The sequence below is a fragment of the Roseobacter sp. SK209-2-6 genome, assembly GCF_000169455.1.
GTDB lineage: Bacteria > Pseudomonadota > Alphaproteobacteria > Rhodobacterales > Rhodobacteraceae > Pseudophaeobacter.
On sequence record NZ_AAYC01000003.1, the window covers coordinates 76843 to 92531 of the forward strand.

Below are 15689 nucleotides of genomic sequence, written 5' to 3' on the forward strand. Positions count from 1 at the left end.
TCATTCAGGTTGAAATTTGCGCAAGCTGGCGCGGAACTGGCCCCCGCTACACAGGTACGGGAGCCAGCAGAAAGTCAGGCGCTGCTTTAGGCGCTCTTGAACTTGTTCACGAACTCGGTGCGGATTTCCGCATACCAGGGGGCTTCCGCAGGCCATGGGTTCAGATTGGCCAGCGAGCTGCCTGGATAGGCTTCCGCAAAGTTCTTCTTGTAGACATCGCCGGAATGGGTGTCTGCGCCCAGAACCGGCGAGTTGTAGCCATGGCTGTCGATCGCTTTGCCTGCGGGCTCCTGCTCGTAGGCGTAGTCGATGAAGGCATAGACCTGCTCTTCGTTCTGTGCGCCAACAGGCATGGACATACCGTCAACCCAGGCCATCGCCCCTTCGACCGGCGCCTGGTAATGCACCGGCTCACCAGCGGATTTCAGCGCCAGCGGTGGGCCATCCCAGGTCTGACCAACTACAACACCTTCGTTCAGCAGGCCGTTTTTCTGGGTATCCGCATCGTTCCAGATCAGTTTGATGCGGTTCTTGCGCGAGATACACCAATCGGTGATCTGGCCCCAGACCTCACGCATGGTGTCTTCGTCATCATAGGCGGCCCAGACAGAGCCTTCGTCCATTTCACCCGAGGCTTCCATATAGAGGCCGGCCCCCAGCATCATCGAGTGCGCCCGGCCCATGGTCTTGCCAGCATTTTCCTCCGACCAGACATCACCGTAAGAAGGTGCATCGCCCTCTGGCAGCCATTTATCGGTGCGATAGGCAATGCCTTCGGTGCCCCAGATATGTGGCAGCCAATGGACGCCACCATTGTCAAAGTTCCATGCATCGGTACCGATTTTCGCCATTGCCGGGTTCACCGCGCTGATATTGACCTTATTCATGTCAAAAGGCTTCAGCAGCTCCAGCGGTCCCCACTGCAGGGAACGGTTGTTGGTTGGCGAGACAATGTCAAAGCCCTGGCCCTTGGTGGCCTTCATCTTGTTGATGATTTCTTCGTTTGAGCCGATCCCGGTGTAGTTCACCTTGATACCGGTCTTGGCTTCAAAACCTGCGATAAACTCTGGTGGCAGATAGTCCGACCACATCAAAATATTAATTTCACCCGACGAAGCCAAAGCGCTTCTTGAATACAGCGGCGCCGCCAATGCCGCCGCGCCAGCGCTCTTCAAAAGGGTCCGGCGTGATACGCTCGTTTTGACAGTCATATAAGATTACTCCCTAGTGGATTTCACGTAAGTTTATTTTTGTTTTTGGTGTTTGGAAGATTGCGGGACTTTCTCCCGACCTACAGTGACAGTTTCAGAAATTGATAAGTCCAGAACATCTCCATCCAGCGGCACTATAGCTCCAGTTTTCGACAAACAGCTCCAGGGCACACCAATTCGAACAACCTAAAGCCGGTTTGTAACAACAGTTTGCGCGCCAAACCCCTCGCCGTCAACGCTAACACTCCTTCCATGACGCTGGGGCGACCAAGAAATCGGAAATTCATACTGCCGAACCGATGAGGGCCACCCCGCAGGCCATCAGAACCGCTGCGCCAAGGCGACGCATCCAATTACCTTCTTTCAGGAAAACAAACCCGATGAGAGCAGCAAAGATCACCGAAGTCTCCCTGAGGGCGGAAACAGCACCTAAGGGAGCGAAATTTTTGGCAAAAAGAACCAATCCATAGGCTGTCATTGAGACCAGGCCACCACTGATTCCGATGACCCATGTGCGCAGCGGTATCACCATGAGCTGCTGGCGCTTTTTCACCCCGATAAAACCCGCGACAAATGCGTGCAGAAAGGCCCCCCAGGCCCAGTAGCTTAGCGTATTGCCCGAAATTCGCACCCCAAGACCATCAACAAGAGAGTAAAGCGAGATACAAAATCCGGTTCCCAAAGCATAAAACAAAGCGGTCCTGCCAACGCCCGACTTCAGCGCTTTCCAACTGCTCAACTGGATCCCCAAGGCGATCAACCCGATTCCCCCCCACGCCTGCAGTGGAAGGACTTCGCCCGCGAAAATCATCGCCCAAAGAGCCACCAAAGCGGGCACAATGCCACGGGCAATCGGGTAGACCACGCTGAGGTCCCCATGCTTATAGGCCTGCCCCAGCATATAGAAGTACCCAAAGTGGATCACGGTAGAGAGCAAAACATAAAAGAGACTCTCCATTTCCGGCAGGGGCAGAACCGCAACCATCACGCCCCCGGGGATGACATGCCCCAAGGCGACTAGCCCAAGGGTGGTTGTCCTGTCAGCAGCAGTTTTTACAATCGCATTCCAAACCGCATGCAGCATTGCCGCAGAGAGGATTATGGCAACAACAAATGGTGTCATCGTCGTCTATCACTTAGTTTCTGAGGGGAGTGGAACACCCTGCCGGGTTGATCGAACCGGTCAGTTTTCTGACGATCCCGCCTGCATATCTTCAATCAGGCGGGTCTCTAGCAATTGGCCATTCTTATAGAGAACGGGATAAGAGACCGCTGCGATATGACTGTTGAACTCTCGCAGAGCCCGTAGCGTTTCAAGATGGATATCCGAGGTGTCAAAACTCAGCCGTTCACCATTCTGCAATCGCTTCAGGTGTCGCTTACGACTGTCGCGCTCCATCCTTTTCAACTCTGTCTTTTCAGAGTTCAGGAGCCTCGCACTTTCCAGATCGTCCGAGATCAGAACATTCGATGCGAGTCGCAGATTGGCCATGATCGATTCATGCATATGCTGGATCTCGGCCCATCCCTCCTTGGAGAACTGCAGGTTCTTTTTATTCAAATCACCGGCCAGAACTGCCAGTCGCCGGGATGCCACATCCCCAGCGGTTTCCAGGCGGATAGCGTATTCGACCATGTCACGTGCAGCTTTCAGATCTGCCTTGGAGGCCTCTTCGTCCGGCATATCAGCCACATAGGAGCGAATTCCCGAAAGGCAGGCATTCACTTCAGCATCCAGCTTTTGAACTGCCTTGATCTGATCAGACTCGCCATTGCGGTAGAGTTCGGGGAGTGGACGAAACATGGTCTCCACAAGATCAGACATCCGCAACAGTTCACGTTTCAGATTTGCCAGCACCTGTGCGGGAGGCCCATAGACACCAGGCTCCAGTGCGCTCACGGGTCGGCCGGGTACGATCTCGTCCTTGTCTTGCACGGCTGCCGGCATCAATTGCCCCATCAGCGGCTCGATCTTGCGACACAATGGCAAAGCCAGGAGCAAGAGTGATCCGTTGAAGAACAGATGAGCATAGACCAGATCTTGCCCCGCTTCGGCCCCGCTCAGCAGTCCGCCCGCCAGCGGAGAATTCACCGCGAACAAACAAATGACGGCCCAGCTGCCGCGCAGGCCAAGATTGGCAAAGGGGATTTTTCGCGCCTCTTGCGTCATTCCACGACTCAACCAGACAGGAATGAAACCAGAGCCAAAATTTGCGCCAAGCACCAGCGATAGACCCGCCTCAAAGGGGATTGCGCCGATTTGCACCAGGGTGACACACATCAAGATCGCTGCAACTGAGGAATGCATGACAAAAGCCAGCGCCCCACCGACCAGAAAGGCAGTCAAATAATCCCGCGCCAAATAGCCCGCAACGGCAGGCAAGAAGGCGCTGTCTCGGATTGGGTCCATCGCCTCGCGCAGAAATCGCAACGAAATCAGAATAAAGGCAACACCCATGAGGATTCGGCCTGCTTGGCGAGTCTTTTTGCCTTCGGTTTTTACAAACAGGTAGCCACCGATCGCTAGCAAGGCCGGCACAAGCCAATCCAGATTGAAGGACAGGATCTGAATAATCAGGGCTGAGCCAAGATCCCCCCCCAGAACAATTGCCAAGCCTGCCGGGAAACCCAGGAAACCACCCGCAGCAAAACCGGTCACCAGAAGCGCAACAGCAGCAGAACTCTGCAGGACAAGCGCAAGGCCCAAGCCTACCCCGCTGGCCTGGATCTGACTATCAGCTCCAGTCAACAGGCGTTGAAACGATGCGCCATAGCTACGCTCGATGCCGGTCCGCACCATACGAACGGCAAAAAGCAGGAACATAGTGGCCCCAGCCAGACTGATCAGAAAGGTCAAAATAGCCATTCTAGAGTTCCCTTCCCTGCGCTTCGGCGGCGCAACACAGTGATTTGACCATCAGTCCAAATCCTTTTCATCGGCGGCAACTTCAACCGAAATCCCCCAATCGAGCAACGATCTGGAGAGTTTCTTACCCGGCTGCTGATCACTGATCAGCAAGCTGATGAGTTGCGGATCAGGCCCCCTGTGCGGCGCGATTTCTCCGAATTTGGGATGCGTGGTCACAACAATGACCTTCTCCGCAAACTCCCCAATCCTTGCCGCCAGTTGTGCCTCACTGGCGCTTTGGTACAGGATTCCCTGCTTGGCACTTACCGCATCCGCTGAAATCACGACCACATCAAAGGCAAAGCGACCCGCCTGCTGTTCTGCGACCGGGCCAAAGGTCCCTCGCTCATTGCTCTGCATTTCTCCGCCCAAGAGGTGCAGACTATTTCCGTTGTGATTGGCAAGAACCTGAGCCACCCCAATGGAATTGGTCACAACCGTTAGATTGTGCCTTAGACGCAGAGCTTCGGCGACATAGGATGTGGTCGAACCCACATCCAGAAACACCGTCGCGCCATCGGGAATGTGATGCATAGCCTGCTGTGCAATCCTGGCCTTCTCTCGCCTATTCTCACCCATGCGGCGAAAAAAACTTGGCCCCGCCTGATTTCCAATCAGATAGGCGCCACCGTGCACACGCTCGACCACACCAGCCTTCGCCAGTGCTTTTATCGTGCGCCGAACGGTTTCCTCAGAAACATCAAGCACCTTTGCCAGCTCCGCGCTCCGCCCGGAACCGCCCAGGCGACGCAGCGCTTCCAGAAGCTCCACCTCTCTGTGAGACATCGAATTTGCTGTCATTCGGTCAAAATTCCACATTCACCCAAAGGAACAGAACCCGTTTTGACACGATTTTCAGGAGAAACGCAAGAAGTAACCCACAAGAACCCAAATTTTCGGTCAAACACACCCAATCTCTCGATCAACCCTCTTCCCAAATCCGCTTTGCCGGATTATCTGGCGCCAAGACGTTAGGAGAAGCGCAATGAACAAAGGCTCAACGCTCGACCAGGGACAGTCGCAACGCAATGTGCTGTTCATCCTCATTGATCAGCTGCGCGCTGATTGCCTAAACGGCGCTCTTGCGGCGCATGTACACCTACCTCATTTGCGCGCTCTGATGGGCGAAGCGGTAAGTTTTGAGCGGAATTTCACGGTGGTTAACCCCTGCGGCCCTTCCCGTGCCTCGCTTCTGACCGGGCAATATGCCATGAACCATCGCTCTGTGCGCAATGGCGCTCCGCTGCGCCACGACATTCCGACCCTCCCCTCAGAGATGCGCAAGGCCGGGTATCAACCCATGCTTTTTGGCTATACCGACACCAGCCAGGACCCGCGCATCCACCACCCTAACGACCCTGCAATTAGCACCTATGAGCACCACATGTCCGGCTTTCAGGAGATGTTGGAAATGAGGCTGGAGATGTCATATCCATGGAGAGGGTATCTGCGCAGCAAGGGCTATCAGTTTGACGATTATTGGGATCTGCACAAACCCACAGCACCCAAGGGTGGCACCCCGCGGCTGAACGACCCCGCGCCCTATCGTGCAGAAGACAGTGACACGGCATTCTTGACCAACCGTTTTCTGGAGACACTCTCTGGCTACCAGGATCAGAGCTGGTTTGCACACCTGACCTATATCAGGCCGCATCCTCCGCTGGTGGCCCCTGCCCCCTATAACGACATGTATGACCCGGCCGATTTGCCACTGCCAACCCGTCGAGACAGTGAAGAAGCGGAATGGCAACTACATCCGTTTTTTGAACCGGCGACACAGGCCTCCACAGCTGCTTCAGCCATTCTGGGTTTTCCCGACCTGGAGCCCAATGATGAGAACATTCAGACCCTGCGCGCGGTCTACATGGGCCTCGCCACCGAGGTGGACGCTCATATTGGCAGGATTCTAGCCTTCCTGAAGGAAACAGGGCAGGACGAGAACACCCTGCTGGTGATCAGCGCAGATCACGGCGAAATGCTAGGGGACCGGCACAGTTGGGGTAAAATGTCGGTTTATGAAGCGGCCTATAAGACCCCCTTGATCATCCGCATGCCCGGCAATCAGGACAATGCTGGCTCTAAGGTTCAGGCCATCACGGAATCCATCGATCTCACACCTACAATTCTGGACTGGGTTGGGCAGGAAATTCCCAATTCGATGGACGGAGCCTCTCTGCTTCCTCTTCTTCGCGGGGAAGAGCCCGAAGATTGGCGACAATACTCCTATTCGGAGCTGGATTTCGGCGAACCCGAAAGCCCCTCCATCTGGCAACGCCACCTCGGAATAGGACTGGCCCAAACCAATCTGGCCATCCTGCGAGATGATCGTTTCACTCTGGTCGAGTTCGCAGCCGACCTCCCACCTCTCCTCTTTGATCATCACGGCAAGGGCGAGATGGAAGATGTCGCACAACAGCTGGAGTTCCAGGCGGAGCTCAACCGCCTGACGCGACAGATGCTCCGACACCGGATGCGAAACATGGATCAGACCCTATCCCTGGACAGTATCACTCTGGGCGGCCCAAAACGACAGCAGCGCCAAAGATCAGGGTCCAGCAACAAAGCTTGAGCAGGCAGTCGTCGGAACTGTTGACCTTTCGGCCGCCTTTCGGGCAGAACCCCTTCAGATTTTAGCGGTAACATTGCAATTTCTGAGGGGGAGAAAACCATGACAGATCTGCAGGCAAACGCCAGGACCTTATTTGAGGCAGCAGTAAAGCGGGCCGATCCAGCCCTGGCCCTGCGCGCACATCTGGTGCGCTCCCCACTCCCGAAAGCAGAAGGTGAGGGTAAGACCTTTATCCTGGCACTGGGTAAAGCGGCAGTTCCCCTGATGGAAGAGGCAATGCGCCATGTCGAAGTCGCGCATGCAGCATTGGTCGTGACCAACCCTGAGAACCATCGTCCCATAGCAGGCGCTGAGGTTTTGGCCGGTTCGCACCCCGTCCCGGATCAGGCAAGCGCTGCGGCAGGCTGCAAGGTTATTGAGTTCCTCGCCCCAGCCAAAGCAGAAGATCGCGTTATTGCACTGATCTCTGGCGGGGGTTCTGCCCTGATGGTTGCCCCTTCAGCTGGGCTTTCGCTCGAAGACAAGGCAGCGGTCAACCAGGCACTTCTGGCCTCCGGCATGGAGATCAACGAAATGAACCTGATCCGCCAACAGCTGTCAGAGCTAAAAGGCGGCGGTCTCCTGCGCCACGCGGCACCTGCCACGGTTCATGCCTATATCTTATCGGATGTCATCGGCGACGATCTCCGCGCTATCGCCTCTGGCCCCACTGTCGCCCCTTTGGGGAGCAGAGAGGAGGCCAAATCACTTCTGCAGGCCTCCGCCTCCTGGGAGGACCTCCCGGAAGCGATCAAGCTGCACCTCTCGCAGCCAGAGACGGCCAGCAGCGCGCCACCCGAGCCGGACAACCATCTCATCGGGTCCAACCGCCACAGTCTGTCAGCTATATTCGAGGCCGCTCAGGATCAGGGATGGCAAGCTACAATTGTTAGCGACCACCTCACCGGCGATGTGGAAGATGCGGCAGATGAAATACTGACTGCAGCCAAAACACTCAACGCCCCTTCGGGTAGCGTCAAGCAGGCGCTCATCTTTGGCGGCGAAACAACGGTACGCCTTCGCGGTGATGGTCGGGGGGGACGCAATCAGGAACTCGCGCTGCGCGTGGCAAAACGCGGCAGTGAAGAGCTGGAGGGCAACTGGCTCTTCCTGTCTGGTGGCACCGATGGACGGGATGGCCCCACTGATGCAGCCGGCGGCATTGTCACCGCAAGGACCTGGAACGCGATCAAACAGGCGGAGAAAGATCCAGAGACCCTGTTAAACAACAATGACAGCTACGAGGCGCTGAAGGCTGCGGATGCGCTGCTGATGACCGGAGGCACCGGCACAAATGTAGCTGATGTCCAGATCTTTCTACGCGTGCCTGACGGAACCGCTGACTAGATTGCCCAGCAGGATGCTAGCCATCCCGACCGTGACTCAGCTGTCTTCTATGCGGTCCAGATCATTGAGCAGATCCAAGAGCGCTTCATAGCGCTCTTCACCCATCTTCTCGCGGGTGCGGGCAGCCAGGGCCAAACTGGCTTCGATATTGTCGCTAATGACATTCTCACCCGCTGGAGTGATCCTGATGATCTGTCGGCGGCGGTCTACGGTATCACGCTCCCGGTTGATCAATCCCTTCTCGTCCAGTTTTTGCAGGATCCGCGTCAAGCTAGGCAGCAAGAGGCAGGCCTGCTCGGCGATTTGCGTCGGATCGATACCCCCGCTTTCCTGAACTACCCTGAGCACGCGCCATTGTTGCTCTGTCAGATTCGACGCGCTCAGGAGGTTTCGAATCGGCCCCATGACCCGCTCACGTGCACGTAGCAGGGCAATAGGAAGAGAACGGTTGGTGGAAGGCAAAGCTCTTGTCATGTGTAACTATCACCTGAATCTCCTCGTAAAGGCAATTGGCAACGTCGTTTTTCCAAAACTGCACGCGACGGTTTGACAAGCTCCACTCATTTTTGTAAACATGTTAAGTAATTTGGAGACTGATGGACATGCCCCATTTCACCGTGGATTACTCAGCCAACCTGGAAGGCGAAGTAGATATCGCCGACCTATGCGATTGCTTGCGGCAAGCCGCGATCCAGACCGGCGCTTTTCCCATGGCAGGTATCCGGGTGCGGGCCTTTGCAGCGACCCATGTTTCCATCGCCGATGGCAACCCCAAGCACGGATACATCGACATCTCCGTCCGGCTGCGCGCGGGCCGGGACCTGGAAACCCGCAAGGCCGCTACAAAGGCAGTATTCGAAGCAGCCCAGTCCTTTCTCGCCCCGCTTATGGCGCGCCGTTCCCTCGCGCTCTCGCTTGAGATGCGCAACATCGACCCCGAACTCTCCCCCAAATGCGGAACCATCCGCGCGCACCTGGAGGATCACTAAATGACCGAACTCAGCACGCATCTTGAAAAGCTCGACGGCTATCTCGCGCGGTTCCGCGAAAACGGCATATCTAACCTGATCAATGGTGAAGACTGCCCGGCCCTTTCCGGCGAGACCTTCACTTCGATCTCCCCGATCGATGAAAGCGTGGTCTGCACTGTTGCCCGCAGCTCTGCCGCGGATGTGGATGCTGCTGCCGAGGCGGCCAAAGCTGCCTTCCCGGCCTGGCGCGACCTGCCCGCGCTTGAGCGCAAGAAGATCCTGATCGGAATTGCCGAAGGCATCGAGGCCCGGGCGGAGGAAATCGCCCTGTGCGAATGCCATGATACGGGCCAGGCCTTCCGCTTCATGTCCAAGGCAGCGCTGCGCGGGGCGGAGAATTTCCGCTATTTTGCCGATCAGGTGACATCAGCCCGCGATGGCAAAAACCTTCAGTCCCCCACATTGATGAATGTCACCACCCGGGTACCGATTGGCCCGGTGGGGGTGATCACCCCCTGGAACACGCCCTTCATGCTGTCAACTTGGAAGATCGCACCGGCACTAGCCGCGGGCTGCACCGTTGTCCATAAACCGGCGGAGTTTTCACCTGTGACCGCGCGCATTTTGGCTGAGATCGCCCATGAGGCTGGTCTCCCCCCAGGCGTCTGGAACCTGGTCAATGGATTTGGCGAAGACGCCGGCAAGCGCTTGACCGAACACCCGGCGATCAAAGCCATCGCTTTTGTCGGCGAAAGCCGCACCGGATCTCTGATCACCAAACAGGGGGCCGATACCCTGAAGCGCATGCATCTGGAACTGGGCGGCAAGAACCCGGTGGTTGTCTTTGAGGATGCGGATCTGGAGCGCGCCTTGGATGCGGTGATCTTCATGATCTACTCGATCAACGGCGAGCGCTGCACCTCATCCTCGCGCCTGTTGATCCAGGACAGCATCAAGGAAGAATTCGAGGCCAGGCTCATCGAGCGGGTCAACAGGATCCAAGTTGGCCACCCCCTGGACCCCCAGACCGAAGTCGGCCCGATGATCGCCAAGGAGCATTTCGACAAGGTGACTTCCTACTTCGGCATCGCCGAAGAAGACGGCGCGACCATCGCTGCTGGCGGCGCGCGCGAGGGGGACAAAGGGTTCTTTGTAAAACCCACGCTCTTTACCAATGCGAGCAACAAGATGCGCATCGCCCAGGAAGAGATCTTTGGCCCTGTCCTGACCTCGATCCCGTTCTCAACCGAAGAAGAGGCGCTGGAAATGGCCAATGATACCCAATACGGGCTCTCAGGCTATGTCTGGACCAATGACCTGACCCGCGCCCTGCGCTTCACCAATCATCTCGAGGCCGGGATGATCTGGGTGAATTCGGAAAACGTCCGTCACCTGCCCACCCCCTTTGGCGGGGTCAAATCCTCTGGCATCGGCCGCGATGGCGGCGACTGGAGTTTTGAGTTCTACATGGAGCAGAAGCACATCGGCTTTGCCAGAGGTCAGCACAGGATCCCCCGGCTGGGCGCCTGACGGATACCCCTATTCAGGAAACGCGCGCCAATCCTTGAGGGAGGAGACCCGCAATGGGAGAAATCGTTCTCGCCGCCAAATGCACCCACGTGCCTACCATGCTGATGTCCGAACAGGACGGCCCGGTCAAAGGCAAGCGTCAGCCTGCCATTGACGGGCATTACGAAATCGCCCGCCGCGCCAAGGCACTCGGGGCCGACACCGTGGTGATCTGCGATACCCATTGGGTGATCAATGCCGGTTTTCACATCAATGCCAACAAGCGTTTCAAGGGGCTTTTCACCTCAAATGAGTTCCCACAGTTCATCCAGGACATGCCCTATGAATACCAGGGCAACCCGGAACTGGGTGATGCCATTGCAAGGATTGCCAGCGACAAGGGCGCCTATACGCTGGCGCATCACCTCGACAGTCTCGAACTAGAGTATGGCACCCTAGTGCCGATGCGTTTCATGAGCCGCGAACACGACATGAAGGTGGTCTCTATCGCGGCCTGGGCCACGGTTCATGGTCACGACGAAAGCCGCCTAGTGGGCGAAGCCATTCGCGAAGCAGTCGAGGCCTCCGACAGCAAGGTGCTCCTGGTTGCCTCAGGATCTCTCAGCCACAAGATCTGGCCCAACAAAGACTACGCCGCCAACAATGGCACTTTCACCATCAGCTCAGAATTCAACCGCCAGGTTGATCTGCATGTGCTGGAGATGTGGAAACGCGGCGACCATGCCACTTTCCTCAAGATGCTAGGGGACTACGCCAATTTCTGCTGCGGCGAGGGCTCTATGCATGACACGGCGATGCTCTATGGTGCCCTAGGCTGGGATAGCTATGATGCGCCCTGCGAGGTGGTCACTGAATATTTCCCCTCGTCCGGCACCGGCCAGACCAACGTGATCTTTCCGGTTCAATAGCCCCAAATGCCCACCCCGGTTCCGTCCAAAAGGAGACCTTAGATGCCCGTCCCCGCTCCGAACCTCTATCCGCCTTTCAACATCGTGCGGCTCTCGCATGTGGAGTACCGCGTCAAGGATCTGGCGGCTTCGCGCAAGTTCTACGTCGAAATCCTGGGCCTGCAGGTGACCGAAGAGGACGAGAACCGCGTCTATCTGCGCGCCATGGAAGAACGCGGCCACCACTGCATCGTGCTGGTGCAGGCAGAAAAGGCGGACGTCGGGGTTCTGGGTTTTAAACTCTATGATGAGCCGGATCTGGACAACGCGGCGGAGTTCTTTGCCGCCAAGGGCCTGCCTATCGAGTGGGTGGAGCGCCCCCATATGGGCAAGACCCTGCGTACCCGCGATCCCTGGGGCATCCCGCTGGAGTTCTACGTCAAGATGGAGCGATTGGAGCCAATTCACCAGCAATATAGGCTCTATAATGGGGTAAAACCGCTGCGCATCGACCATTTCAACATGTTTTCAGCGGATGTGGATGCCTCGATCGCCTTTTACAATGAGATCGGTTTCCGGGTCACCGAATACACAGAGGATGACGAAAGCGGCAGGGTCTGGGCCGCCTGGATGCACCGCAAAGGTGGCGTGCATGATGTGGCCTTTACCAATGGTTTGGGACCGCGCCTGCATCACACCGCGTTCTGGGTGCCAACCCCGCTCAATATCATTGACCTATTGGATCTGATGTCGACCACAGGCTATGTCGCCAATATCGAGCGCGGCCCCGGGCGTCATGGCATCTCCAATGCCTTCTTCCTCTATGTGCTGGACCCCGATGGCCACCGGATCGAGATATACTGCTCCGACTATCAGACCGTGGATCCGGACCTGGAAGCGATAAAATGGTCCCTCAAAGATCCGCAACGCCAGACCCTCTGGGGTGAACCCGCGCCGCGCAGCTGGTTTGAGCATGGGTCTGTCTTTGAAGACACCGAGCCGCAGGAAAGCGCGCTCAAGGCGCAGCCGATCATTGCACCGTAATACAGCAATAGGACAGCCCTCGACCCTGGGTGGGGGTAAAGCCCCCTCCCGTGGGGAGGGTCGGGGGCTGTCCGGGCCAATGCCCGAACACTGGAGTTTTTAAGATGAAATGGGATGAATTCTCGGACTGGGGCCGCCGCGTTGCTGATTGGACCCGAGAGTATCACCAAACCGTTGGTGAACGCCCGGTGCGGGCCAGAACTGAACCCGGAGAGGTTCTGAATGCCCTGCCTGCGGCCCCGCCGGAAGTCGGCGATGGGATGGAGGCAATTTTCAAGGATTTCGAAGAGATCGTGATGCCGGGGATCACCCATTGGCAACACCCGCGCTTCTTTGCCTATTTCAACTCCAATGCCTCCGCCCCCTCGGTGCTGGCAGAGTTCCTTGCCTCGGCAATCGCCCCGCAATGCATGCTGTGGCAAACCTCACCGGCGGCGACCGAAATGGAAACCCGGATGATGGACTGGCTGCGCCAGGCGCTGGACCTCCCGGATCAGTTCCAGGGCGTCATCCAGGATAGCGCCTCCTCCGCCACCCTCGCCGCCGTGCTGACCATGCGGGAGAAAGCATTGAGCTGGCAAGGCAACCAACAGGGGCTGTTCGGGCAGAAGACGCTGCGGATTTATTGCTCATCCGAGGTCCACACCTCGATCGACCGCGCCATCTGGGTTGCTGGCATCGGCCAGCAGAACCTTGTGCGGGTGCCGATCAAGGGGGATTGGCGCGGCATGGACCCGGAGGTCCTAAGGTCTGCGATAGAAGCTGACATCGCAGCTGGCCACCAACCAGCAGGTATCATCCTTTGCGTTGGCGGCACCGGCACCGGCGCCACCGACCCGGTGGATCAAGTGCTGGATGTGGCCGAAGAATACGGCCTTTACACCCATGTGGACGCGGCCTGGGCCGGCTCTGCGATGATCTGCCCCGAGTACCGCCACTATTGGCCCGGGGTGGAGCGGGCGGACAGCATTGTCTTCAATCCGCACAAATGGCTGGGAGTGCAATTCGACTGCTCGGCCCATTTCCTGAAAAACCCCGATGATCTGGTACAGACCCTTGCGATCAGCCCGGAGTACCTGAAGACCCATGGCAAGGACGGGATCATCAATTATTCCGAATGGTCAGTGCCACTGGGCCGCCGGTTCCGGGCGCTGAAGATCTGGTTCCTGATCCGCACCTACGGGCTTGAAGGATTGCGTCAGCGGCTCCGCAACCATGTGAATTGGTCATGCCAGCTGCACAAAAAGCTCAATTTAGAGCCTGATTTCGAGATCGTTACCCCGCCGATGTATTCGCTTTGGACCTTCCGTTTTGCACCTGAGGGTGTGGCGGATCTGGACGATCTTAACCTGCGGCTGGTCAATGCCATCAATGACGATGGCCGCATCTATCTGACCCAGACACGGGTAGACGGCGACCTGGTGATCCGCTTCCAGGCGGGTCAGTTCGAAACCACCGAGGCAGATGTGATGATGGCTTTTGACGTCATCACCGAAATCGCGAGGAGCCTGCCATGATACGCTTTGCCACCTATTCCGCCGAGGGTGAGACCTTCTACGGCGCCGTAGCTGATGCAGGCATGATCGCGCTTTCACCCGAGTTTCCTCAATGGCCAACCATGCGTGATGTCATCGCCGCGGACGGCCTGCCCGCGCTGGCAGAGACCGCAAAGGACAAGCCGGTCACCCATACTGACTTCACTTACGAAATCCCGGTGCCCAATCCGGAAAAGATTATCTGCGTCGGGGTGAACTTCCCCGACCGCAATGCAGAATACAAAGACGGTTCGGCCCAGCCCAAGCATATGTCCCTGTTCCCCCGCTTCCCGCGCAGCTTCACCGGGGCAGGACGGCCCCTGATCCGCCCGCCGGAAAACCACACTTTGGACTATGAAGGCGAAGTCGCTGTAGTGATCGGTAAAGCAGGCCGCCGGATCAAACCGGAAGAAGCCTATGACCATATTTCGGCTCTAACACTGGCGAATGAGGGCACCATCCGCGACTGGGTCCGTCATGCCAAGTTCAACGTGACACAGGGCAAGAACTGGGACAATTCTGGCTCGATCGGCCCTTGGCTGGTTCCTTTCACCGATGCCACGCAGCTGGATGAGGCCCGCATCCTCACCCGCGTCAATGGCGAGGTGCGGCAGGATGATGTGCTATCACGGATGATGTTCGGGGTCCGCGAGGAGATCGCTTATATCTCCACCTTCACCACCTTGCAGCCGGGCGATGTGATCATCACCGGCACACCCACCGGTGCGGGCGCACGCTTTGATCCGCCCAAGTATCTGATCCCCGGTGACATCGTGGAGGTCGAGGTCGAAGGTATCGGAACCCTGCGCAATACCATTGCTGATGAGGTTCTGGAGGGCGACACATGACCCCGGACCAGCACCACACCGCCGCCGAAATGCTGCTGCAGGCTGAACAGACAGGCGAGCAATGCGGGCTGCTGTCGCTCAACTACCCAGGCATGACGCTGGACGATGCCTATGCAGTGCAGAAGGCTCTAATGAGGCAAAAGCTAGCCTCAGGCCGCAAAAAGATCGGTTGGAAGATTGGTCTGACCAGCCGCGCCATGCAGCAGGCTTTGAACATCACCACCCCGGATAGCGGCGTTCTGCTGGATGACATGGCATTTGAAAACGGCAGTACTATCCCAGCGGGACGCTTCATCCAGCCGAGGATCGAGGCAGAGATCGCCTTTGTGATGAAATCTCCTCTCGCAGGGGCCGATTGCACCCGAGAGGAGGTGCTGGCCGCAACGGATTACGTCACCCCCTCGCTGGAGATCCTCGACACCCGTATCCTTCGCGCGGACCCGGACACCGGGCAAGCCCGCATCATCACCGATACCATCAGCGACAATGCCGCCAATGCCGGTGTGGTACTGGGCAATGAACGCCATGCGGTTGACACCCATGACCTGCGCTGGACCGGCGCTATTGTCAGCCGGAACGGCGTGGTCGAAGAGACCGGACTAGGGGCAGGTGTGCTCAACGATCCGCTGTCTTCAGTGCTCTGGCTTGCGCGCCGCATGGCGGAATATGGACAAGAGATCGAAGCCGGGGATATCGTCCTCTCAGGGTCGTTCATCCGCCCCATCGAGTGCCCCTCTGGCAGTCAGATTCAGGCCGATTTCGGCGCCTTCGGATCCGTTGCCATCTCATTTGAATAGGAA

14 protein-coding genes are annotated in these 15689 nt (G+C 57.4%); 9 read left to right on the plus strand and 5 right to left on the minus strand.

What is annotated here, in order from left to right:
- Nucleotides 1-86: 86 nt before the first annotated feature.
- The 4 genes from RSK20926_RS06075 to RSK20926_RS06090 all read right to left on the minus strand — a co-directional run bounded on the left by RSK20926_RS06075 (nt 87) and on the right by RSK20926_RS06090 (nt 4920).
- Complete coding sequence (locus RSK20926_RS06075; protein WP_037254053.1) at nt 87-1211, minus strand: ABC transporter substrate-binding protein; 1125 nt, start codon at nt 1209-1211, stop codon at nt 87-89.
- A gap of 283 nt (nt 1212-1494) precedes the next feature.
- Nucleotides 1495-2334 carry an EamA family transporter gene (locus RSK20926_RS06080; protein ID WP_008205126.1) on the minus strand — a complete coding sequence of 280 codons (840 nt, stop codon included), beginning with the start codon at nt 2332-2334 and terminating at the stop codon, nt 1495-1497.
- A 60-nt stretch (nt 2335-2394) separates the two neighbouring features.
- Nucleotides 2395-4077, minus strand: coding sequence for a Na/Pi cotransporter family protein (locus RSK20926_RS06085; protein WP_008205127.1), 1683 nt, complete (start codon nt 4075-4077; stop codon nt 2395-2397).
- Nucleotides 4078-4128: 51 nt separating this feature from the next.
- Nucleotides 4129-4920 (minus strand): DeoR/GlpR family DNA-binding transcription regulator, encoded by a 792-nt coding sequence (locus RSK20926_RS06090; RefSeq protein ID WP_037254169.1) that lies wholly within the window; start codon nt 4918-4920, stop codon nt 4129-4131.
- Nucleotides 4921-5104: 184 nt separating this feature from the next.
- Here RSK20926_RS06090 and RSK20926_RS06095 point away from each other — a divergent pair, with 184 nt between their 5' ends.
- Nucleotides 5105-6688: a sulfatase-like hydrolase/transferase gene (locus RSK20926_RS06095; protein ID WP_008205131.1), complete on the plus strand. Its 1584-nt coding sequence runs from the start codon at nt 5105-5107 to the stop codon at nt 6686-6688.
- A gap of 99 nt (nt 6689-6787) precedes the next feature.
- The gene (locus RSK20926_RS06100) at nt 6788-8074 is read left to right on the plus strand and encodes a glycerate kinase type-2 family protein (RefSeq protein ID WP_008205132.1); all 1287 of its coding nucleotides are present in this window, start codon (nt 6788-6790) and stop codon (nt 8072-8074) included.
- Between the two features lie 36 nt (nt 8075-8110).
- On the opposite strand, the gene hpaR is transcribed toward RSK20926_RS06100, so the two are convergent.
- Nucleotides 8111-8548, minus strand: a complete 438-nt coding sequence (gene hpaR, locus RSK20926_RS06105) for a homoprotocatechuate degradation operon regulator HpaR (protein WP_037254056.1) — start codon at nt 8546-8548, stop codon at nt 8111-8113.
- Between the two features lie 128 nt (nt 8549-8676).
- Here hpaR and RSK20926_RS06110 point away from each other — a divergent pair, with 128 nt between their 5' ends.
- The 7 genes from RSK20926_RS06110 to hpaH all read left to right on the plus strand — a co-directional run bounded on the left by RSK20926_RS06110 (nt 8677) and on the right by hpaH (nt 15686).
- Entirely contained in the window at nt 8677-9063 is a 387-nt protein-coding gene (locus RSK20926_RS06110; protein WP_037254173.1) for a 5-carboxymethyl-2-hydroxymuconate Delta-isomerase, read from the plus strand.
- Nucleotides 9064-10575, plus strand: coding sequence for a 5-carboxymethyl-2-hydroxymuconate semialdehyde dehydrogenase (gene hpaE / locus RSK20926_RS06115; RefSeq protein ID WP_008205135.1), 1512 nt, complete (start codon nt 9064-9066; stop codon nt 10573-10575). It abuts the gene before it with no gap.
- A 53-nt stretch (nt 10576-10628) separates the two neighbouring features.
- Nucleotides 10629-11483: a 3,4-dihydroxyphenylacetate 2,3-dioxygenase gene (hpaD, locus tag RSK20926_RS06120; RefSeq protein WP_008205136.1), complete on the plus strand. Its 855-nt coding sequence runs from the start codon at nt 10629-10631 to the stop codon at nt 11481-11483.
- Nucleotides 11484-11525: 42 nt separating this feature from the next.
- Nucleotides 11526-12506 carry a 3,4-dihydroxyphenylacetate 2,3-dioxygenase gene (hpaD, locus tag RSK20926_RS06125; RefSeq protein WP_008205137.1) on the plus strand — a complete coding sequence of 327 codons (981 nt, stop codon included), beginning with the start codon at nt 11526-11528 and terminating at the stop codon, nt 12504-12506.
- A 104-nt stretch (nt 12507-12610) separates the two neighbouring features.
- Nucleotides 12611-14023 carry a pyridoxal phosphate-dependent decarboxylase family protein gene (locus RSK20926_RS06130; protein WP_008205138.1) on the plus strand — a complete coding sequence of 471 codons (1413 nt, stop codon included), beginning with the start codon at nt 12611-12613 and terminating at the stop codon, nt 14021-14023.
- A complete protein-coding gene (locus RSK20926_RS06135; protein ID WP_037254175.1) occupies nt 14023-14889 on the plus strand; it encodes a fumarylacetoacetate hydrolase family protein in 867 nt (288 codons plus the stop codon). The genes RSK20926_RS06130 and RSK20926_RS06135 overlap by 1 nt, the downstream gene beginning before the upstream one ends.
- The gene (gene hpaH / locus RSK20926_RS06140) at nt 14886-15686 is read left to right on the plus strand and encodes a 2-oxo-hept-4-ene-1,7-dioate hydratase (RefSeq protein ID WP_008205140.1); all 801 of its coding nucleotides are present in this window, start codon (nt 14886-14888) and stop codon (nt 15684-15686) included. Before RSK20926_RS06135 ends, hpaH begins: the two co-directional genes overlap by 4 nt.
- Nucleotides 15687-15689 lie beyond the last annotated feature (3 nt).